Annotated in this window: 23 protein-coding genes and 1 tRNA gene; 11 read left to right on the forward strand and 13 right to left on the reverse strand. The window is 69.5% G+C overall.

Going from position 1 to position 20,529, the window contains the following annotated elements; all coding sequences use genetic code 11:
• Nucleotides 1-55 precede the first annotated feature (55 nt).
• The 7 genes from rbfA (at nt 56) to lpxK (ending at nt 5,940) form a co-directional block, all read left to right on the forward strand.
• Nucleotides 56-451 carry a 30S ribosome-binding factor RbfA gene (rbfA, locus tag AVJ23_RS03260; RefSeq protein WP_058860689.1) on the forward strand — a complete coding sequence of 132 codons (396 nt, stop codon included), beginning with the start codon at nt 56-58 and terminating at the stop codon, nt 449-451.
• Nucleotides 452-460: 9 nt separating this feature from the next.
• Nucleotides 461-1,210, forward strand: a complete 750-nt coding sequence (locus tag AVJ23_RS03265; protein WP_058860816.1) for a phosphodiester glycosidase family protein — start codon at nt 461-463, stop codon at nt 1,208-1,210.
• Between the two features lie 71 nt (nt 1,211-1,281).
• Nucleotides 1,282-2,628 (forward strand): TldD/PmbA family protein, encoded by a 1,347-nt coding sequence (locus AVJ23_RS03270; protein ID WP_058860817.1) that lies wholly within the window; start codon nt 1,282-1,284, stop codon nt 2,626-2,628.
• Nucleotides 2,615-3,388 (forward strand): inositol monophosphatase family protein, encoded by a 774-nt coding sequence (locus AVJ23_RS03275; protein ID WP_058860690.1) that lies wholly within the window; start codon nt 2,615-2,617, stop codon nt 3,386-3,388. Before AVJ23_RS03270 ends, AVJ23_RS03275 begins: the two co-directional genes overlap by 14 nt.
• A gap of 111 nt (nt 3,389-3,499) precedes the next feature.
• Complete coding sequence (locus AVJ23_RS03280) at nt 3,500-3,739, forward strand: DUF4170 domain-containing protein (protein ID WP_058860691.1); 240 nt, start codon at nt 3,500-3,502, stop codon at nt 3,737-3,739.
• Nucleotides 3,740-3,742: 3 nt separating this feature from the next.
• Nucleotides 3,743-4,942 (forward strand): 3-deoxy-D-manno-octulosonic acid transferase, encoded by a 1,200-nt coding sequence (locus AVJ23_RS03285; protein WP_058860692.1) that lies wholly within the window; start codon nt 3,743-3,745, stop codon nt 4,940-4,942.
• The gene (gene lpxK / locus AVJ23_RS03290) at nt 4,942-5,940 is read left to right on the forward strand and encodes a tetraacyldisaccharide 4'-kinase (RefSeq protein ID WP_058860693.1); all 999 of its coding nucleotides are present in this window, start codon (nt 4,942-4,944) and stop codon (nt 5,938-5,940) included. Before AVJ23_RS03285 ends, lpxK begins: the two co-directional genes overlap by 1 nt.
• Before the next feature lie 7 nt (nt 5,941-5,947).
• Here lpxK and AVJ23_RS03295 read toward each other — a convergent pair whose 3' ends face one another.
• Complete coding sequence (locus tag AVJ23_RS03295; protein WP_058860694.1) at nt 5,948-6,808, reverse strand: N-formylglutamate amidohydrolase; 861 nt, start codon at nt 6,806-6,808, stop codon at nt 5,948-5,950.
• 149 nt (nt 6,809-6,957) lie between these two features.
• Here AVJ23_RS03295 and AVJ23_RS03300 point away from each other — a divergent pair.
• From AVJ23_RS03300 to AVJ23_RS03310, 3 genes are all read left to right on the forward strand, one after another.
• A tRNA-Val gene (locus AVJ23_RS03300) sits at nt 6,958-7,032 on the forward strand.
• A 100-nt stretch (nt 7,033-7,132) separates the two neighbouring features.
• Entirely contained in the window at nt 7,133-7,258 is a 126-nt protein-coding gene (gene ykgO, locus AVJ23_RS03305) for a type B 50S ribosomal protein L36 (protein ID WP_007792261.1), read from the forward strand.
• Nucleotides 7,259-7,441: 183 nt separating this feature from the next.
• Complete coding sequence (locus AVJ23_RS03310) at nt 7,442-8,974, forward strand: PHA/PHB synthase family protein (RefSeq protein ID WP_240484500.1); 1,533 nt, start codon at nt 7,442-7,444, stop codon at nt 8,972-8,974.
• A gap of 317 nt (nt 8,975-9,291) precedes the next feature.
• Here AVJ23_RS03310 and AVJ23_RS03315 read toward each other — a convergent pair whose 3' ends face one another.
• Both AVJ23_RS03315 and AVJ23_RS03320 read right to left on the reverse strand, forming a co-directional pair.
• Complete coding sequence (locus AVJ23_RS03315; RefSeq protein ID WP_058860695.1) at nt 9,292-10,992, reverse strand: peptidoglycan-binding domain-containing protein; 1,701 nt, start codon at nt 10,990-10,992, stop codon at nt 9,292-9,294.
• Nucleotides 10,993-11,049: 57 nt separating this feature from the next.
• Complete coding sequence (locus AVJ23_RS03320) at nt 11,050-12,243, reverse strand: phenylacetate--CoA ligase family protein (RefSeq protein ID WP_058860696.1); 1,194 nt, start codon at nt 12,241-12,243, stop codon at nt 11,050-11,052.
• Between the two features lie 161 nt (nt 12,244-12,404).
• Here AVJ23_RS03320 and AVJ23_RS03325 point away from each other — a divergent pair, with 161 nt between their 5' ends.
• Complete coding sequence (locus tag AVJ23_RS03325; RefSeq protein WP_058860697.1) at nt 12,405-13,220, forward strand: hypothetical protein; 816 nt, start codon at nt 12,405-12,407, stop codon at nt 13,218-13,220.
• On the opposite strand, the gene AVJ23_RS03330 is transcribed toward AVJ23_RS03325, so the two are convergent.
• The 10 genes from AVJ23_RS03330 to AVJ23_RS03375 form a co-directional block, all read right to left on the reverse strand.
• Nucleotides 13,217-13,555, reverse strand: a complete 339-nt coding sequence (locus AVJ23_RS03330; RefSeq protein ID WP_058860698.1) for a hypothetical protein — start codon at nt 13,553-13,555, stop codon at nt 13,217-13,219. The genes AVJ23_RS03325 and AVJ23_RS03330 overlap by 4 nt on opposite strands.
• A gap of 27 nt (nt 13,556-13,582) precedes the next feature.
• The gene (locus AVJ23_RS03335) at nt 13,583-13,993 is read right to left on the reverse strand and encodes a cupin domain-containing protein (RefSeq protein ID WP_084794255.1); all 411 of its coding nucleotides are present in this window, start codon (nt 13,991-13,993) and stop codon (nt 13,583-13,585) included.
• A 29-nt stretch (nt 13,994-14,022) separates the two neighbouring features.
• Nucleotides 14,023-14,877 (reverse strand): ABC transporter ATP-binding protein, encoded by an 855-nt coding sequence (locus AVJ23_RS03340; protein WP_058860700.1) that lies wholly within the window; start codon nt 14,875-14,877, stop codon nt 14,023-14,025.
• 127 nt (nt 14,878-15,004) lie between these two features.
• Nucleotides 15,005-16,303, reverse strand: coding sequence for an ABC transporter substrate-binding protein (locus AVJ23_RS03345; RefSeq protein WP_058860701.1), 1,299 nt, complete (start codon nt 16,301-16,303; stop codon nt 15,005-15,007).
• Nucleotides 16,304-16,398: 95 nt separating this feature from the next.
• Nucleotides 16,399-17,475 carry a branched-chain amino acid ABC transporter permease gene (locus tag AVJ23_RS03350; RefSeq protein WP_058860702.1) on the reverse strand — a complete coding sequence of 359 codons (1,077 nt, stop codon included), beginning with the start codon at nt 17,473-17,475 and terminating at the stop codon, nt 16,399-16,401.
• A gap of 25 nt (nt 17,476-17,500) precedes the next feature.
• On the reverse strand, nt 17,501-17,983 hold the full coding sequence (locus AVJ23_RS03355) for a hypothetical protein (protein ID WP_058860703.1): 483 nt from the start codon (nt 17,981-17,983) through the stop codon (nt 17,501-17,503).
• Between the two features lie 3 nt (nt 17,984-17,986).
• Nucleotides 17,987-18,253: a hypothetical protein gene (locus AVJ23_RS03360; RefSeq protein WP_058860704.1), complete on the reverse strand. Its 267-nt coding sequence runs from the start codon at nt 18,251-18,253 to the stop codon at nt 17,987-17,989.
• A gap of 1 nt (nt 18,254) precedes the next feature.
• Nucleotides 18,255-18,503, reverse strand: a complete 249-nt coding sequence (locus AVJ23_RS03365) for a hypothetical protein (RefSeq protein ID WP_058860705.1) — start codon at nt 18,501-18,503, stop codon at nt 18,255-18,257.
• 99 nt (nt 18,504-18,602) lie between these two features.
• A complete protein-coding gene (locus tag AVJ23_RS03370) occupies nt 18,603-19,556 on the reverse strand; it encodes a branched-chain amino acid ABC transporter permease (protein WP_058860706.1) in 954 nt (317 codons plus the stop codon).
• A gap of 109 nt (nt 19,557-19,665) precedes the next feature.
• Nucleotides 19,666-20,421 (reverse strand): ABC transporter ATP-binding protein, encoded by a 756-nt coding sequence (locus AVJ23_RS03375; RefSeq protein ID WP_240484506.1) that lies wholly within the window; start codon nt 20,419-20,421, stop codon nt 19,666-19,668.
• Nucleotides 20,422-20,529: the final 108 nt, after the last annotated feature.

Raw genomic sequence — 20,529 nt, forward strand, 5'->3', positions numbered from 1 at the left:
CATAACCCGCCCCGGGCCGCTTGGCAAAGCGCCGGCGACCGCTTAAGTCTGCCCCATGGCACGCAACAGATTCCACGAGACTTCCGGTCCCAGCCAGCGCCAGCTGCGCGTCGGCGAGCTCATCCGCCGGACCCTGTCCGACGTCCTGAACCGGGGCGACATCCACGACCCCGACCTGAACCGGCTGTCCATCACGGTGGGCGAGGTGCGCGTGTCGCCCGACCTCAAGGTCGCCACCGCCTATGTCGTGCCGCTGGGCGGCAAGCACGAGGACGACATGTTCGCCCTGCTGGAGCGCAACCGCAGCGAGCTGCGCCGCGCCGTCTCCAAGGGGCTGACGCTGAAATTCGCGCCCGAGCTGCGCTTCCGCCTCGACGAGACCTTCGACCGGCTCGACGACACCCGCCGCCTCTTCTCGGACGAGACGGTGCGCAAGGACGTGGACAGCTAGGCCGGCATGATGCGACGCAGGCTCCTCGGCACTCTGGTACTGCTGGCCGGGCTGGCCGGCGCGGGCACGGCCGGCGCGGTGGAATGCCGGCAGGCCAGCCATGACGGCAACCGCTATACTCTGTGCGAGGCCGATGCCACGCGCGAGACGCTGCGCCTGTTCCGCACCGATGCCGAGGGCACGCCCTATGGTCACTTCGCCCCGCTGGAGGCCGCGCTGGCGGCGCAGGGCGAGCGGCTGCTCTTTGCCATGAATGGCGGCATGTACCACGAGGATCGCGCGCCCGTGGGCCATTACATCGAGGACGGGCAGGAAGAGATGCGCGTGATCCCCGGCCCCGGGCCGGGCAATTTCGGCCTGCTGCCCAACGGCATCTTCTGCATCGAGGCGAACCGCGCCCGGGTGATCGAGACGCGCGACTACCTTGCCGACCGTCCCGACTGCCGGCATGCCACGCAATCGGGGCCGATGCTGGTGATCGGCGGGGAGCTGCATCCGCGCTTCCTGCCCGACAGCAGCTCGCGCTACATCCGCAACGGGGTCGGCACCTCGGCGGACGGGCAGCGCGTGGTCTTCGCGATCTCCGAGAACCCGGTCACCTTCCACGAGTTCGGGCGGCTGTTCCGCGACGGGCTGGGCCTGCCCGACGCGCTGTTTCTCGACGGCAATGTCTCGCGCCTGTTCGACCGGGCCGGCGGGCGCGCCGATCTTGGCCGCCGCATGGGCCCGATCCTTGCAGTGACCGCGCCGGCCGAGTAGCGCCGCACCGGGCGGGCTTGCACCCGGGCGCGGGCCGGCCTACCTCCTTGGCCAACCAACCCGAGGTGCCCATGACCGAGACCCCACAGGACCTGACGCTTGCCCTGACCGAGGCCGCGAAAGCGGCCGGCGCCGATGCCGCCGACGCCATCGCCATCCGCGGCACCTCGATCTCGATCGACGTGCGGCAGGGCGCGCTGGAACAGGCCGAGCGGGCCGAGGCCACCGATATCGGCCTGCGGGTCTTCCTTGGCCGGCGCAGCGCGGTGGTCTCGGCCTCGGACACCCGGCCCGAGACCATGCGCGAGATGGCCTCGCGTGCCGTCGCCATGGCACGCGAGGCGCCGGAAGACCCCTATGTGGGCCTTGCCGAGCCTTCGCAGATCGGCAGCGGCCATGACGAAGCGGGGCTGGAACTGGCCGACCCCGCGGCGGAACCCGCCCCCGCCGCGCTCGAGGAGGATGCCCGCCGCGCCGAGGCTGCCGCGCAGGCGCATGACGGGATCACGCAGGTGCAATCCGCCAGTGCCGGCTACAGCGCGCAGGACGTGGCGCTGGCCGCCACCAACGGCTTTTCGGGCGGCTATCGCCGCACCGCGCGCAGCCTGTCCTGCGTGGCGATTGCCGGCACGGGGCTGGAGATGGAGCGCGATTATGACGGCGACAGCCGCGTCTTCCAGTCCGACCTGCGCGACGCGACCGAGATCGGCGACCGGGCCGCGACCCGCGCGTTGGAGCGGATGAACCCGCGCCGGCCCAAGACCGGCGCCTACCCGGTGCTCTTCGACGAACGCATCGCCGCCTCGCTGGTGGGGCACCTGATGATGGCGATCAACGGCGCGCAGGTGGCGCGCGGCGCCTCCTTCCTGCGCGACGCGCTTGGCACGCAGGTGCTGCCCGAGGGGCTGAGCCTGATCGAGGATCCGCACCGCCCCCGCACCACCGCCTCGCGCCCCTTCGATGCCGAGGGCCTGCCCACCGCGCGGCGCGCCGTGATCGACAAGGGTGTGCTGACCGGCTGGACGCTGGACCTCGCCAATGCGCGCAAGCTGGGCATGGGCTCGACGGCCAACGCGTCGCGCAGCGTGACGGGCGGCGTCTCGCCCACGGCCTGGAACCTGGAACTGACGCAGGGCACGGCCAGCCGCGACGATCTGATCGCGCAGATGGGCACCGGGCTGGTCGTGACCTCGATGATCGGCTCGACCATCAACCCCAACACGGGCGACTATTCGCGCGGCGCCGCCGGGCTCTGGGTCGATAACGGCACGGTCGCCTACCCCGTCTCGGGCGTGACCATCGCGGGCAACCTCAAGCAGATGCTGCGCAGCCTCGTGCCGGCCAATGATGCGCGGCCCTGGCTGTCGCGCGTGGTGCCCTCGCTGCTGGTCGAGGGCCTGACCCTTGCCGGCGAATGACCTCGCGCTTCTGATCGACGCGGCACGGAAGGCGGCCGAGACCGCGCTTGCCTATGTGGGCGGGCCGCTGGACGTGCGCAACAAGCCCGCCGACGACACGCCCGTCACGGCGGCCGACCTCGCGGTGAACGCCGTGCTGCATGACATGCTGCGCGACGCCCGGCCCGATTACGGCTGGCTGAGCGAGGAGAGCGAGGCCGATCCCGGGCGCCACACCGCGCGGCGCACCTTCGTCGTGGACCCGATCGACGGCACCCGCGCCTTCATCGAGGGGCAGCGCGCCTGGGCCCATGCGCTGGCCGTGGTCGAGGACGGCGCGGTGATCGCCGCCGTGGTCCACCTGCCGGTGATGGACAAGCTCTATGCCGCGGCGCGCGGCGGCGGGGCGCGGCTGAACGGAAAGCCCATTTCGGTGGGCCGCGTGGACGCACCCGCCCGGGCCGACGTGCTGGCGACCCGGCCCAGCATGGAGGCGCATCACTGGCCGGGCGGCGTGCCGCCGGTCACGCGCAGCTATCGCCCCTCGCTGGCCTACCGGCTGAGCCTTGTGGCCGAGGGGCGCTTCGATGCCATGTTCACCTTCCGCCCGACCTGGGAATGGGACATCGCCGCCGGCAGCCTGCTGCTCTCCGAGGCCGGCGCCCGTGTCACCGACCGACGCGGCGGGCGGCTGTCCTTCAACGCGGCCCATCCGCAGGCCGATGGCGTGCTGGCGGCCAATCCCGACCTGCATGCCGCGCTGCTCGACCGCCTGATCTGAGGGCAGCCCGCCCTGGCCGGGCCCTGCGGGCACGGGCTCTGCCTTGACCCCGTGCCGGCAATCAATAGGGTGCGCGGCAACGTCCCTGCCCAGGCTGAAAAGGACCCTGCGATGAAACGGCTTCACCTCGTTTTCGGCGGCGAACTGGTCGATCCCGGCAGCACCGAGTTCCGCAACCCAGACGACCTGCACGTGGTCGGCTTCTTTCCCGACTACCAGTCGGCCTATGACGCGTGGAAGGCCGAGGCGCAGCGCACCGTGGACAATGCCCACATGCGCTATTTCATCGCCCATATCCACCGCCTGCTGGACGAGGGGCAGGAAGGCTCCTCGACCGAACAGCTGGGCTGAGGCTTGCCGCGCCGCGCGCTCAGCCTGCAGGCCTACCTGGCCTATGCGCGCGCCGGCACCCCGGCCCCCGCCCCGCCCGTCACGCGCCCCGAGGGGCCCGTGGTGCTGGCCCATGGCGAGACCCCGGAACAGGCGCGTGCGCTGGCCAACATGGGCGCGCGGCTGGCCGTGATGCGCCCCGAGGTGACGCTGGCCCTGTCGGGCGACGCGCCGCTGCAGCCCGGCCAGATCGCCGTCACCCTGCCCGAGGACGGCGCCGCCGAGGCCGAGGCATTCGCCCGCGCGCTGCGCCCCGAGCTGCTGCTCTGGGCCGGCCAGCACCTGCGCCCGGCGCTGGTCGACGCGCTTTATCGCCACGGCACGCGCGCCATCGCCATGGACCTGTCGGATGCGCCGCTGACCGCGCCCGGGCCGCGCTGGCTGCCCGACCCGGTGCCCGCGGTGCTGCCCGCCTTCGAGATGCTCTATGCCAATGACGATGCCGCCGCGCGGCGCCTGCGCCGGCTGGGCTCGGCCCCGCAGCGCATCCAGATCGCCGGGCCGCTTCTGGACACCGCCATGCCGCTCAGCTGTCCCGATGCGCTGCACGAGGAGATCGCCGGGCTGATCGCGGGCCGGCCGGTCTGGCTGGCCGCGCGGGTGCCCGCCTCCGAGGCGCATGACGTCCTCAGCGCCCATCGCCGCGCGGTGCGGCTGGCCCACCGGCTCCTGCTGGTGCTGGTCCCGGCGGATGCCGCCGACAGCGCCTTGATGGCCGAGACGGCGGCGGCAATGCAGATGCGCGTCTGCGACTGGGAGAATGGCGAGATGCCCGACGAGAACACGCAGGTCATCCTGACCCGCGACGATGACGAGCTGGGCCTGTGGTACCGGCTGGCGCCGCTGGTCTTCCTGGCCGGTTCGCTGCGCACCGGCGCCTCCGGGCAGGACCCGTTCGAGGCCGCATCGCTGGGCTCGGCCATCCTCTACGGCCCGCATGTGCGCCGCCACCTGCCCGCCTATGGCGCGCTGGTCGAGGCCGGGGCCGCGCGCATCGTGCGCGACGCCGATTCGCTGGGGGCCGCGGTGTCGAACCTCGTGGCGCCCGACCAGATCGCCGCCATGGCCCATGCCGGCTGGGACGTGGTGTCCTCGGGCGCCAAGCTGGTCGACCGGGTGATCGCCGATTGCTGCGAGATGCTCGACGCGCCGGAGCGGGCCTGATGCGCCCGCCGCGTTTCTGGAATACCGAGCCCGACCGCCCGGCCCTTGCCGCGCGCCTGCTGGCGCCGCTGGGTCACCTGACCGCGCGCGCCACGGCGCGCCGGGTGGCGCGCCCGCCCGATCATGCCCCAGACGTGCCGGTGATCTGCGTCGGCAACATCAATGCCGGCGGCACCGGCAAGACCCCCACCGTGATCGCGCTCTGCCAGCGCCTGCTGGAGGCCGGGCGCAGGCCGCATGTCATCACGCGCGGCTATGGCGGCACGCTGACCGGCCCGGTCGAGGTCGACCCCCGGCGCCATGGCGCGGCAGAGACCGGAGACGAACCGCTGCTGCTGGCCGCCTTTACCCGCACCTGGGTCGCGCGGGACCGCGCCGCCGGCGCCCGCGCGGCCGAGGCCGCCGGGGCCGATTGCCTGGTGCTGGATGACGGGCACCAGAACCCCGCCCTGCGCAAGGACCTGTCGCTGGTCGTGGTCGATGCCGTGGCCGGGTTCGGCAATGGGCGCTGCCTGCCCGCAGGCCCGCTGCGCGAGCCGGTGCCCGCCGGGCTGGCCCGCGCCGACATGGTGCTGTCGATCGGGGCCGAGCCGGCGCAGGCGCGATTCGCCCGGCTCTGGGCCCCGGCGCTGGACGTGCCGCACCTGACCGGCCATCTTGCGCCGCTGCAGACCGGCATGGACTGGCAGGACCTGCCCGTACTGGCCTTTGCGGGGATCGGCCATCCGGAGAAGTTCTTTGCCACGCTGCGCGCGCTGGGGGCCGACCTGCGCCGGGCCGAGCCGCTGGACGACCACCAACCGCTGTCCGATTCGCTGATGGGGCGGTTGCAGGCCGAATCGCGCGCGCTGGGGGCGCAGCTTGTCACCACCGAGAAGGACGCCGTCCGCCTGCCGTCCAGCTTCCGCGGCCAGGTGCTGGCCCTGCCCGTGCGGCTGACCCTCGACGACCCGACCCCGCTGGACGCGGCGCTGTCCCGGCTGTTCGAGGCGGGCTGAGGCCGCGTTATTCCGCGGCGAGCTGCTGGTCGCGGCTGCCCAGCGCGGCGATATCGGCCACCACGCCGCGCAGCAGCTTGCGGAAGGCGTGGAAATTGGCGTTCGGACGCACGCGGGCCTCATCCATGTAGACCGACCGGTCGATCTCGATCTGGATGGCATGCTGGTTGCGCGAGGGGCGGCCGTATTGCTGCGTCGTGTAGGCGCCGGCAAAGGGCGTGTTGCGCGCCACGACCAGCCCGGCCATGGCGAAGGCGGCCTCAATCCGCTCGACGATCTCGACCGAGGCCGAGGCGCCGAACCGGTCACCGATCACGATCTCGGGCCGACGCGCGCCGTTGCGCACCACCGATTCGGCGGCCTCGTGCGGCATGGAATGGCAATCGATCAGGATCGCCTCGCCAAACAGCCCGTGCGCCCGGCCCAGAAGCTCGGCCAGCTGCGAGTGATAGGGGTGCCAGATTCGCTTGAGCCGCTGGTCGGCCTCGACCCGCGACAGTTTGCCGCGATAGATGGCGCGCCCGTTGGCCACCACCCGCGGCACCACGCCCAGCCCGCTGGCCACCCGCGGATTATGCCCGCCACGGCGCACCCCGTCGATCAGGGCGGGATCCAGCTCGTCGCAGGCGCGGTTGAGATCGACATAGGCGCGCGGCGCCCCGGCGCGCAGCAGCGGCGCCCCGAATTGCGGCGCACAGTCGAACAGGCGGTCCACATAGGCATCCTCGGACGAGCGAATCGCATGTTCGTCGAGAATCGTGTCCTTGAGGAAGGACCACGGGTAGTCCCGCCCGGAATGGGGAGACGCGAACACCACGCAGGACGACGGCACGTCCGGCAGATGCAGGTGATAGGCGGTACTGGGCATCCTGTCTCCTTCTCGCACAGGAGAATAGACCGAAATTCTCGGATGCCAAAAGGCCTTGATCCCGGTTTCGATCCCTTTTATAGACCCTTCACCGGCGCGGAGATCCCGCGCCCCTTTTATTGGGGCACGGAACGACGGGTCGGCCATACGGGCGGTTAGCTCAGCGGTAGAGCACTTCGTTGACATCGAAGGGGTCACTGGTTCGATCCCAGTATCGCCCACCATGGATTTCATCACCCGGCGTTGCGCGGTCCCCGGGATCGCGCTTTCGTCGGGTATTGGCTGCAACGGGCGCTCGCGCGCCGCGACGAAAGGGAGAAGACCATGAAGGTCGCAAACTCGCTCCGCTCGCTCAAGAAGCGCCACCGCGACTGCCGCGTTGTGCGCCGCAAGGGCCGCGTCTACGTGATCAACAAGACGCAGCGTCGGTTCAAGGCCCGCCAGGGCTGACCACGCCTTCCCGCAAGGGACCGGATCAGGACCGCAGGCCACGTGCCTGCGGTCTTTTTCGTTTGGGGCCACGGGGGCGGAGCCCGATCACGGCCGGCGCATGTGATCTGCATCAACGTGCTGCACCGCAGCACCCCCTAGCCTGCGCGCGAACACCCCGATCGACCCGCGCCGGAGGACCCGATGACCGCAGATCCCGCACGCCCCGACCCGCACCCGCATCGCAACCTGGATCGCGCCCTGCGCGCCGGCATGGCGCAGGTCACGGGCGGCGTCTCGCCCTATGCCACGGCCAGCGCGCTGACCGATTGGGCGATGCACCTGGCCATGGCGCCGGGTCGGCAGCTGGAACTGACCGAGCGCGCCGCCGCCAATATGGGCCGGCTCTGGGCCTATGGCACGCAGAGCGCGCTTGGCGGGGCGCCCGAGCCGCCCTTCGCGCCCCGCCCCTATGATCACCGCTTCACCCATCCCGGATGGGCGCGGCCGCCCTTCAACATGTGGGCGCAGGGCTTTCTGGCCGTCCAGGACTGGTGGGATGCTGCCACCAGCGATCTGCCGGGCATGCATCGCGAACATGGCGACAGGGCGCGTTTCATGGCGCGGCAGGCGCTGGACACGGTCTCGCCCTCGAACTTCCCGCCGACCAATCCCGAGATCGTGGCGCGCAGCCGCGACCGGCTTGGCCGCAATTACGTGGACGGCGCGCGCCACGTGCTGGCCGACATCGCCGAGCTGGCGACCAAGGCCCCTGCCCCGCAGCCCGAAGGTTATGCCGTCGGGCAGACCCTTGCCGCCACGCCGGGCGAGGTGGTGCTGCGCACGCCGCTCTTCGAGTTGATCCAGTACCACCCGCAGACCGAGACCGTGCATCCCGAGCCCGTACTGATCGTGCCGGCCTGGATCATGAAATACTACATCCTCGATCTCTCGCCCCACAATTCGCTGATCAACTGGCTGGTGGGACAGGGGCACACGGTCTTCGTGATCTCCTGGATCAATCCCGGGCCGAACGAGGCCGATCTCGGGCTCGACGCCTATCGCCGCGACGGGGTGATGGCGGCGCTGGACCGTGTGTCGGACATCCTGCCCGACACGCGCATCCATGCCACGGGCTACTGCCTTGGCGGCACCATCCTGTCCATTGCCGCGGCCACCATGGCGCGGGATGGCGATGACCGCCTCGCCTCGATCACGCTTCTGGCGGCGCAGACCGATTTCACCGAGGCGGGCGAGCTGCTGCTCTTCCTCGACGAATCGCAGATCGCCTTTCTCGAGGACATGATGTGGGATCGCGGCTATCTCGACACCGGGCAGATGGTCGGCGCCTTCCGCGCCATCCGGGCCGAGGATCTGGTCTGGACCCGCGCGGTGCGCCGCTACCTGATGGGGATCGAGGAGATGCCCACCGATATGGGCGCGTGGAATGCCGATGCCACGCGCATGCCGGCGCGGATGCATTCGGAATACCTGCGCGGCCTGTTCCTGGAAAACCGGCTGGTCTCCGGGCGGTTCGCCGTGGACGGGCGGGTGATCGCGCTGAAGGACATCCGCGCCCCGATGTTCGTCGTGGGCACCGAAAAGGACCACATCGCGCCGTGGCGGTCGGTCTACAAGACCAAGCTGTTCACCGAGTGCGACCTGCGCTTCGTGCTGGTCAAGGGCGGGCATAATGGCGGGATCGTCTCCGAGCCCGGGCACCCGCGGCGGCATTAACGCATCGGCCACAGGGCCGAGAGTGCGCTCTACATGGATCCCGACAGCTGGCTGGCCGGACATGCGCCGCAGGAGGGCTCGTGGTGGCCGGAATGGGCGGCATGGCTGGCCGCGCACTCCGCACCGAAGGTGTCGCCGCCCGCGATAGGGGACTCGTTGGGCCGTGCGCCCGGTGACTATGTCATGATGCGCTGAGGCCGGGCGCGGGCAAGGCTTTTCGAAAAGCCTTGCAGGAACGCGTTTGCAAACGCGTTCGGAAGCGGTTTTAAAACCGCTTCCTTCAAGCCGCTTCGAAGCGGCTTGCCCGCCTTGGCCCGTCAGTCGCCGAGGATTCCGTCCGCGAGGATGCGCACCACGGTCTGCTCGTCGAGAAAGCCCGAGACACGCAGGCCGCGGGTTTCCTGGTAGCGACGGATCGCCGCGCGGGTCTGCTCGTCGAAGGTGCCGTCCACGTTGCCCGGGCGCAGACCCAGCTGGGCGAGGCGCGCCTCGGCCAGCCGCTTGGCCACGGGGTTGAGGTTCAGCCCCTGTTCCTCGGCCCGGGCGCGCCCGGCATTCTGCGCCTGTTCGGCCTGCCGCTCCAGCTGGCGGATCCGCGCCTGCGCCTCGGCGGCGAAGGCCCCGTTGGGCCGCGCTTCGAGATATTCGCGGTAGCCCTCGATCGTGTTGACCTCTTCGACCCGCGCCCATTGGCGGCGGTCCTGCGTCGCGGCCTGCTGGGCGCGGCGCTGTTCGATCCCGCGCAACAGCTCGCGCGCCCGGTCGGCGAAGAGCCCTTCGGGATAGCGCTCGAGGTAGGCCCGGACAGAAGCTTCATCGCCGCTCGATTCGACCTCACGCCAGAAGGCCCGGTCGGCGCGCTCCTGTTCTTCCTGCCGCTGGCGCGCCTCTTCCTCCAGTTCGGCCGCGCGGCGGGCCGCCTGCGCGTCCAGCCGGGCGATCTGCGCGCTGTCGAGATAGGAGGACGGCTCTTCGTTCGCGGTCTCCTGCCATTGCCGGATCGCGCCGCGCGTGCCCGGGCCAAAGATCCCGTCGATGCCGCGCGTGTCATAGCCCAGGATCGACAGGTCGCGCTGGATCTCGCGGCGCGCGTCGCGGCTCAGCTCCATCGCCTCCTCGGCGCGGCGCTCGGCGTAATAGGGCTCTTCCTCGATGGCCTTCAGCCGCTGGCGCGCGGCGGCGGCATGCAGCCCCTCGGGAAAGCCGTCGAGATAGGTGCGGTAGCCCTCGGCCGAATCGGCCTGCTGCGCCAGCCGCCAGGCGGTTTCGTCGGCGGCCGTGTCGATTTCGGGTTCGGGCTCCGGCTCCGGTTGCGGATCGGGCGCGGGCGCCGCTGTGTCGCTGTCGGGCTCGGCCTCGGCCTCGGGCGCGGCGACCACCACGAGGTCGCGCGGCGTGAACCCGGCCACCGACAGCTCGTATTGCTCGGCCGCCTCCAGCAGGCTCTGGCCTTCCTGCACCAGCTCGCGCGAGGCGAAGCGGGCCACATCCGTGGCCGGTCCGCGCAGCACGGTGACGCCTTGCGGGATCTGCAGATCACCCACGCCGGGCGACAGGAAGCGGCCGACCTCGGGGTCGACCGCCGTCTCGCCCAGCACCAGAAAGGCCTGCCCGGGATAGCGCGCCAGAACCGCCAGAACCGCGTCCATCGGCAGCGCGTCCAGCATCGCCACTGCATCGTCGGGCTCGCCATCGCCGGCCACGGGCAGCATGTAGGTGGCGCCGGGCGCGTGCACGAAGGCACCGGCCAGCACCACGACCACCGGCCCGTCGCCCTCCTGCAATTGCAGCACGAAATCGAGATAGGCCGTGGCCATCGTATCGGCATCGGCATCCTGGATCTCGGTCACGTCGAAGCCGAGATCCGAGAAGGCCTTGGCCGATTCCGCCACCCGCGCGCTGCCGAAAAAGGTCTGGATCGCGTCGTACTGGCTGTTGCCGATCACCAGGGCGTCGCCCGCGGCATGGACGGCCGTACCCGCGACAAGCCCCAGCAGGGAAAGACGAAATGCGCTCATGTTCAATCCTCCTTGACGCGAGCCTATCCGCCAATCCCCCTCAGGCAAGGCGAAAGCTCAATCGTAGCGGCGCGCGTCCTCGATCACGAGCCCGTCGCGCGGCAATCCGCCGATCGGCACCAGCTCGATCTCCCCTTTCAACTTCAGCACCTCGCGCACGGTTCCCTCGTAGCGCGCCGGGTCCTCGGCCGCCGTCTCCAGCCGCACGGTCATCACGTCGGCCTCGCCCTGCCGCGTGGCCACCACGCGAGCACGCGCCACCTCGTCATGGCGCGAGACCAGCTGCGCCACCTGTTCGGGGCGCACGAACATGCCCTTGATCTTGGTGGTCTGGTCGGCCCGGCCCATCCAGCCCTTGATCCGGGCATTGGTCCGCCCGCAGGGGCTCTCGCCCGGCAGCAGCGCCGACAGATCGCCCGTGGCAAAGCGGATCAGCGGGTAGTCGGGGTTGAGCGTGGTCACCACGATCTCGCCCACCTCGCCCGGCGCGACCGGGTCGCCGGTGCCCGGCGTCACGATCTCGACGATGACATGCTCGTCGAGGATCATCCCCTCGGGCAGTGCCTCGGGGAAGCCCGGCGGCGGGGCTTCATAGGCGATGTTGCCGAGGTCCGCGGTGGCATAGCATTGCAGGCAGGCGATGCCGCGGTCGGCGTAATACTGGCGCAGGCTGGGGAACAGTGCCCCGCCGCCCACCGCGGCGCGGGTGATCGCCAGCGTCAGCCCCATCTCGTCGGCCTTCTCGAGGATCACCTTCAGGTAATCCGGCGTGCCGGCATAGGCGGTCACACTCACGTCATGCGCGGCGCGGGCCTGCAGCTCGGTCTGGCCGGTGCCGGCGGGCAGCACCGCCGCCCCCACCGCCCGCGCGCCGTTCTCGAAGATCATCCCCGCGGGCGTCAGGTGATAGCCGAAGCAGTTCTGCACGATGTCGCCCTGCCCGATCCCGCAGGCATTCAGGAAGCGGCCCATGCGCCACCAGTCATGGCCGGTGCCGCCGGGCTCGTAGATCGGGCCGGGGCTCTGGAACACGTGGGCGAGGTTCTGCACCGGCAGCCCGCCAAAGGGCGGCTGCGCGGCCTGGCGCTCGGACAGCTCGGCCTTGCGCAGCACCGGCAGCGCGGCCAGCCCGGACAGATCGTCCAGCGGCGCTTGGCCATGCCGCTCCATCTGCGCGTTCAGCGCCTCCAACTGCGCGGCCTCGCGCGCGTCCCGCGACCGTGTCTCGAGCGCATCGAAATAGGTGCTCATGCCACCCTCCGTTCTTCGTGTTCCATGGGCCGTGGCTGTCCGGACGGCGCCGATGCAGGGCGCCGGGATGCCGCAACGTCAATCCCGTTTGATCTGCCGCAAGGCGCGGGTCCCGGCGCGCGCCTACCCTGCCCCCGAGACTGGAGGAGAGAGGGACTGCCGTGACCAGTGAATTCGAGCCGAGGATCCGTTTCGACCGCGACCGCCAGATCATGGAGGCAGATTTCTCCGGCTTCCATTTCGACAGCAGCGCCACGGTCAACCGGTTCTACGACCATATCGAGGAGCGCATCGCCGCGACGGGAGAGGAGCTGTGGTTCTTCCTCGTCAATCTCAACGACATGCGCATCGACCCGGCGGCCTGGGTGGCCTATGCCACGCGCGGCAAGGCGCTGAACCTGGCCCATTCCATGGGCTCGGTACGCTTCGACGCCTCGCCCGAGACCGCCGCCCAGATCGAGCGGGCGGCCCGGACCGAGGCCTTCGATCCCAACCTCTTCACAAACCGCGCCGATGCGCTGGCACGCCTGGCCGAGATGCCCTCGACCCGCCGCACCCGGGTGCAGCACGATCCCTGCTACGCCACGGGCGATTTCGTCCGCCGCATCGCCTTCGATTTCGAGCGCGGCATCATGGAGGTCGATTTCTCGCATTTCACCTTCAACCACTCGCGCGACGTGAACGATTTCTACGACCACATCGAGGAGCGCATCGCCGATACCGGCCGCGACCGGTGGTTCTTCCTGATCGACTATGACGGCTGCCGCATCCTGCCCGCGGCCTGGGTGCAATATGCCCATCGCGGCAAGCTGCTGAACCTCGCCCACAGCCTCGGCTCGGTGCGCTACGCACCCGGCTCCGAGACCGAGGCCGAGATCCGCCTGCGCGCCGAGAGCCAGGATTTCCGGCCCAACATCCGCAACACGCGCGCTGAGGCGCTGGCCCGGATCGAGGAGATGCGCCTCGAACATGCCTAGCCCCGGCCCTTGCCCGGCGCCACCGGCACAAGGCCCAGCGCATCGCGGATATACGGATGGGTGGCCGCCGCGGGCGCCTGTCCGGCTTCGCGGTCGGCCCAGGCGCGCAGCCGGGCCAGATCGGCCTCGCTCTCCTGCCCCGCCCCGCGGCGCGCCGCCTCCAGCTTGACCAACAGCGCGTCGCGGATCAGCCCGCGCGCCGGTGCGTCCAGACCCGGCGCACCTTCGGCATCCAGCAGCAGGGAGGCCGGCAGCGCGGCGATGCGCAGATCGGCATCCACCTCGCCCTGCCACCGCTCCAGCGCCTGCCGCAGGGGTCCGAACCTGTCGCCCATCCGCTTGCCCTCCGCCGTCCCGGCCCGCTACTCGGCCAGTGTCTGGAAGGGGCGGCCCTCCTCCAGCACATGGGTGGTCAGGATCTCGATCGGCGTCTCGCCGGCATTGGTCACGCCCCCATGCACCATGCCCGCGGGAAAGAACATCACCGTGTCATCGGCAAAGTCCATCGTGGAGCCGTCGGGCATGGTCGCCGTGCCGCCGGTCACGATCACCGCGTGCTCGTCACCGGGATGGGTGTGCAGCGGGATGCGCCCGCCCGGCGCCAGCACCAGTTTCGAGACGATCACCACCATCTCGTCATGGCCGGTCAGCAGCTTTTCCTGCAGCACCTCGCGGTTGACCAGATCGGCCGAGCCCGCCGCCGCGTGGCTGTCGGCCATGGCCGCGAAAGGCATCAGCGCCAAGGCGGCGGCGGCCAGGAACATGCGTGTCATCTCGAAATCTCCCCCCGGGTTGAAAAGGCTCAGGCCAGCCAGCGCTTGCGCCGCCGGTAGGAGCGCACGTCGCGGAACGACCGCCGCCCCTCGTCGGAAACGCCAAGGTAGAATTCCTTGACATCGTCATTCTCGCGCAGCGCCTGCGCGGCGCCCTCCATCACGACGCGCCCGTTCTCGAGGATGTAGCCCCGATGCGCGTATTTGAGCGCGACATTGGTGTTCTGCTCGGCCAGCAGGAACGAGACGCCCTCGTTCTCGTTGACCGATTTCACGATCTCGAAGATCTGCTCGACCAGCTGCGGCGCCAGCCCCATGCTGGGCTCGTCCAGCAGGATCGTCTCGGGCCGGCTCATCAGCGCGCGCCCGATCGCCGTCATCTGCTGCTCACCGCCCGAGGTATAACCCGCCTGGCTGCGCCGCCGCTCCTTCAGCCGCGGGAAATAGCCATAGACCATCTCCAGGTCCGCCTCGACCGCGCCCTTGCCGTCGCTGCGCGTATAGGCCCCGGTCAGCAGGTTCTCCTCGACCGTCAGGTGCTCGAAGCAGTGCCGCCCCTCCATCACCTGGATCACGCCGCGCTTCACCAGCGCCGCGGGGTCGAGATCCTGCACCCGCTCGCCCTTGTAGACGATCGAGCCCTTGGTGACCTCGCCGCGCTCGGAATGCAGCAGGTTTGAGATCGCCTTCAGCGTCGTGGTCTTGCCGGCGCCGTTGCCGCCAAGCAGCGCGGTGATCCCGCCCTTGGCCACGTTCAGCGACACGCCCTTCAGCACGAGGATCACGTGGTTGTAGATCACCTCGACATTGTTGACCTCCAGCAGCGCCTGCCCGGCCTTGCCCGTCTCCGGCGCCTCTGCGGCCCCCTTCGCGGCGTCCAGCATTCCCGTCTCCTCCGTCCCGGCCGCGGTGGCGGCCCGCGCGGGACCCCGGATCGGGGCCCCTGCTTTCATCTTTCCGAAAATACTCATGTGCCCCCGGCGACGCCCGCGCGCCGCCGGGGACGCGTGCTCAGTTCGTCACGTTGCACTCTTCGTTCATCGCCCAGGGCGCATTGGCCTCGGCATATTCGGCGGCCTTCTCGTCGATCAGGTCCTGGTAGCCCGCCACGTTCGGCGTCAGCAGGTCCGAGACCTTGACGAATTTCTCGCCATCCCATTCCAGCATCCAGCCGCCGGAATGTCCGGTATGGTTGGCACAGCTGGTCTGGAAGGGCGGCACCATGCCGTCGAGCCCCAGCTCGCTGATCCGCTCCTCGGTCATGTTGATGTTCTCCAGGCCCCAGCGCAGCTGGCTCGCATCGATCTCGGCGGTGCCGTATTCCTCCTGCGCGACGCGGATGCCCTCGGCCAGGATGGCCGAGATGATCAGGCCGCGGCTGTAGAACACGCCCGACATCTCCTCGGCATTGGACTTGGTCAGGCCCTTGTCGACCACATGGGTCTGGATGTCGGCCATCACGGGCGCGTCGGGGTTCGGGAAGGACCAGCTGATCGACTTGTAGCCCTTGCCGTCCTCGCCCACGATCTTGAGGTCGGCATCATGGCCGGCCCACCAGACGCCCAGGAAATTCTCCATCGGGAACTTGGTCTTGACCGCCTCGGTGATGGCGCCCGCGTTCATCGCGCCCCAGCCCCACATGACCACGTAATCGGGACGCAGGCGGCGGATCTGCAGCCATTGTGCCGACTGGTTCTGCATTTCCTTCAGCCCGACCGGGATCGGCTCCAGCTCGAAGCCCTTCTCGCCGGCAAGCTTCTCGAGCACCGGGATCGGCTCCTTGCCATAGGGGTGGTCGAGATGCAGGAAGGCGATGGTCTTGCCGTCGAGGCTGCCCTGACCCTCGAGATACTGCACGATCATGTCGGCCGCGTCCCAGTAGCCCGACGGCGTGTTGAAGGCCCACTGGAAGGTCGTGCCGTCGGCCATGGGCGAAAAGCCGTAGCCCGGCGCAAGAATCGGGATCTCGTCCACATTGGTCTTGGGCAGCACCTGCAGGGTGATGCCGGTCGACCAGGGCTGGGTCACGATCGCCTTGGACTTGGTCTTCTCGTAGCATTCCACGCCCTTCTCGGTGGAATAGCCGGTCTCGCATTCCTCGCCGTTGATGCGGATGCCGCCGATGCCGCCATCACGCTCGTTGAGCATGGTCAGGTAGTCGGCCTGCCCGTTCATCAGCGGGATGCCGGTCGCGGCGAAGGGGCCGGTCCGGTAGGCGAGGTTGGGCGCGTAGAGCTCCTGCGCCATGGCGCTGCCGGCGGTGACACCGGCCACGACCGCGGCGACGGCCCATTTGGTAAAGTGTTTCATTGGATCTCCTCCCTGAGATTTGCGCGTCTTTGCTTGTTTGGACCGGCCCGTCCGGCCCGGCTCGGGGGCGGGGCGGACCCCGCCGGTGGCCCCGGTCAGTAGGGGAAGGGCCAGATGATCAGCTTCTCCCGGATCAGCCGCCACAGCTGCGCCAGCCCATGCGGCTCCACGATCAGGAAGAACACGATCAGCCCGCCCACGATCATGATGTTGAGATGCTCGACCATGGCGCTGTCGATCGGGATGCCGAAGGCCGCGGGCAGCAGGTTCAGCACCACCGGCAGCCCCACGATCAGCGCGGCGCCAAGGTAGTTGCCCAGGATCGAGCCCAGCCCCCCGATGATGGCGATGAACAGCACCTGGAAGCTCAGCGGGATGTCGAAGACATTGGGCTCGGCCGCGCCCTTCCACGAGAAGACGTAGAGCGCGCCGGCCACGCCCACGATGTAGGACGAGATCGCGAAGGCGGTCAGCTTGGAGCGCATCAGGTTGATGCCGATCAGCTCGGCCGCGATGTCCATGTCGCGCGTCGCCTTCCACGTCCGGCCCAGGTTGCCGCGGGTCAGGTTGATGCAGAGCATCGTCAGCAGCGTCACCACGAAAAGCACCACGTAGTATTCCGTCACGCTGGCCGCCTGCGGCCCGGTCACGTACACCCCGAAGATGTCGAGATTGGGCACCTGGATCGCGCCCGAGGCGTTGTAGTTGTAAAGCCAGGACCATTTCTCGAAGAGCCAGACCAGGAAGAACTGCGCCGCCAGCGTGGCGATGGCCAGGTAGAACCCCTTGATCCGCAGGCTGGGAATGCCGAAGAGCACGCCCACCCCGGCGCTGAAGAAGCCCGACAGCAGGATCGCCACCACCGGGTTCATCCAGGGCATCAGCGTGACCATCTTGTAGCAGGCATAGGCGCCCACCCCCATGAAGGCCCCGGTGCCCAGGCTCAGCTGGCCGGCATAGCCGGTCAGGATGTTCAGCCCCAGCGAGGCCAGCGAGAAGACCAGCACCGGGATCAGGATCGCCTGGAAGGTGAACTCGCTCGCCGTCAGCGGAAAGATCACCCAGGCCAGGACCAGGATGATCCCCAGCAGGACCGCGTCCTGCCGGACCGGGAACAATGCCTGGTCCGCCTCGTATGTCGTCTTGAACTGTCCCACCGTGCGATAGAGCATCGGCTTCCTCCCTCTTCGCCGCGTCTCAGCGCGCGGTCTCGTCCCAACCGCCCCCGGGCGGCACCGGCCGGCCCCGCAGGCAGAAATTTCCCAGCGCCACCAGCGCCGGCACCGGCAGCAGCAGCACCGCCCCCGCCAGCGCGGCGCCGGCCGGATCCAGCCCGCGCGGGCCCGGCCCGGCCGGCCCGCCAGAGGCGATCCAGAGCGCGGCCCAGCCTTGCGCCAGCCAGACCGCGAGGCCCGGCAGCAGCACGCCCCAGCCCTGCCACGCGGCCGGCGCCGGCAGGCCCGGCAGGGTCTCGGCCTCGCGCACCGCGCTCAGCACCCGCAGGACCAGCCACGGCACCGGCACGACCGCGCCCAGCACGAGCAGCAGCAGCCAGAATTCCGGCCCGCCGCCCGACAGCGCGACCAGCAGCAGCCCGCCCAGCAGGGCGGCCAGCGCGCTCAGCGCGGCCGAGACCAGCCCGGCGGTCAGCATCCCGTCGCGCCGCGCCGCGCCCGCCATGGCTCAGTCCTCCTCCCGGTCGCCGCGGCCGCGCGGCAGGCTCGCGCCCCACATCTGCGACATCGCGCGGAAGGTGGCGGCCGTCATCTCGGCCGAGGCGGCCATCATGGTCGACATGGCCTGCATCTGCGCCGCCATCAGCCCCTGCGCGATCTCCTGCGGGTCGGAAGGTTCGTCCAGCCCGTTGGCCCCGCGGGCCAGGTCGGCCACCTCGGGGCGGTGGTCGTCGAAATCCTCGGCCAACTCGTCGGGCTTGCGGGTCCGGCTCATCTCAGGTCTCCAGCCCGGCATCCGCCTCGAAGCGCGGCCGGCTGCGCGTCGCCCGCGGATGGCCCGCCGCCACCGTGTGGCGGACGATCCAGAGATAGGCCCAGATCCCCAGCGCGGCGCCGGTCGCCGCCAGCAGCAGCGCCACCACCATGCGGGATCCCTCTTCCGGCGGGGTAGTCGCCGCCAGGTAGCCGAAGGCCCAGAAACCGGCCCAGGCCACAACGTTCAGGATCGCGATCAGTTTCGACATCTTGTCCCTCTCACAAAGGCCCACGGACGTGGCCCTGTCCTTTTCCTTTCCCACACAAGGCCAAGCGGCCCCGGGTTTGGCGGCGCGCTCCGCGCCGCCCTAGACCCTTTCGATGATGCGCTCCCCGAACAGGCCCTGCGGGCGGAAGAGCAGCACCACCAGCGCCAGCACGAAGGCGAACCAGGTCTCGGTATTGCCCCCCAGAAGCGGCTGGCCCCAGTAGATCTCGAACAGCTTTTCCAGGATGCCGATCATCAGACCGCCGATGATCGCCCCGGTGATCGATTCAAGCCCGCCCAGCATCAGCACCGGCAGCGCCTTGTAGGCGATCACCTCCAGCGCAAAGCTGACGCCTGCCCGCGCACCCCAGGCAATGCCCGTGACCAGCGCGATGATGCCCGCGATGAACCAGACCAGCACCCAGACCGTCTGCAGCGAAATGCCGACCGACAGCGCCGCCTGGTGATCATCGCCCAGCGCCCGGATCGCCCGGCCCATCTGGGTGTAGTTCAGGAAGGCCAGCAGCGCGGCCACCAGCAGTGTCGCCACCACCACCACGGTGATGTCCAGATGTTGCAGGATCAGCAGCCCGCCCCAGGGCTCCAGCACTGTGTCGCCGGTGGGAATGCCCAGCTCGCCGGTGATCATCTGCTTGTTCTCGCCGCCGAAGATGATCTCGCCGAAGCCGATCAGGAACAGCGTGATGCCGATCGTGGCCATGAAGAGGATGATGTCGGGCTGGCCCACCAGCGGGCGCAGCACCACCCGCTCGATGCTGACCGCCAGCACGAACATCACCCCCAGCGTCAACGCCACCGCGATCCAGGCCGGGATGCCATAGGCATGCAGCCCCACCAGCGTCAACGCGGCGAAGACAACCATGATGCCCTGGGCAAAGTTGAAGATCCGGCTGGATCGGAAGATCAGCACGAAGCCCAGCGCGATCAGCGCATAGAGCACGCCCGAAACCAGCCCCTCCCACAGCACCTGCAACAGGAAGTCGGGCGCCTCGACCATGTCCACGAAGGGCGCGATGAAGATGTCGTTCAGCATGTCGTCTCCGCTCCGGGCGCGCCGCCCGTCTCATCTTTGGTCCAGAAATATCCCGGGGGAGTCGCGCGCAGCGCGACGGGGGCAGCGCCCCCTCCCGGCCGATCAGCCCTCAATGCGGCACCCCCAGATAGGCGTCGATCACGTCCTGGTTGGTCCGCACCTCGTCGGGCGTGCCGTCGCCGATCTTGCGCCCGTAATCCATCACCACGACCCGGTCGGACAGGTCCATGACCACGCCCATGTCATGCTCGATCAGCGCGATCGTGGTGCCGAACTCGTCGTTCACGTCGAGGATGAAGCGGCTCATGTCCTCCTTCTCCTCCACGTTCATGCCGGCCATGGGCTCGTCCAGCAGCAGGATCGACGGCTCGGCCGCCAGCGCGCGGGCCAGCTCCACCCGCTTCTTCAGACCGTAAGGCAGCCGGCCCACCGGGGTCTTGCGGATCGCCTGGATCTCGAGGAAGTCGATCACCTTCTCGACGAGCTCGCGATTGGCCATCTCCTCGTCGCGAGCGAAACCGCGCCAGAGCGCCTGCTGCAACACGTTGGCGTTCATGTGGGTCAGCCGCCCGGTCATGACATTGTCCAGCACCGTCATCCCCTCGAACAGCGCGATGTTCTGGAAGGTGCGCGCCACGCCCATCCGCGCCACCTCGTAGGGCTTCATCGGCGGGCGCTTCTCGCCCTTGTACCAGACCTCGCCGATGGTCGGCGTGTAGAAGCCCGAGATCACGTTCAGCATCGAGGACTTGCCCGCCCCGTTGGGGCCGATGATGGCGCGGATCTCGCCCTCGCGCACATCGAACGAGATGTCGTTGATCGCCGTCACCCCGCCGAATTTCAGCGTGATGTTGCGCATCTCCATCAGCACCCCGCCGATCTGGCGGCCATCGGCGGTGACGTATCCTTCGGTATCCTTCACGCGTGGCCTCCCGGCAGTGTCGTGTAACGGGGTCTCCTTGCACCGGCCCGC

The organism is Pseudoponticoccus marisrubri (assembly GCF_001482405.1).
Taxonomy (GTDB): Bacteria; Pseudomonadota; Alphaproteobacteria; order Rhodobacterales; family Rhodobacteraceae; genus Pseudoponticoccus; species Pseudoponticoccus marisrubri.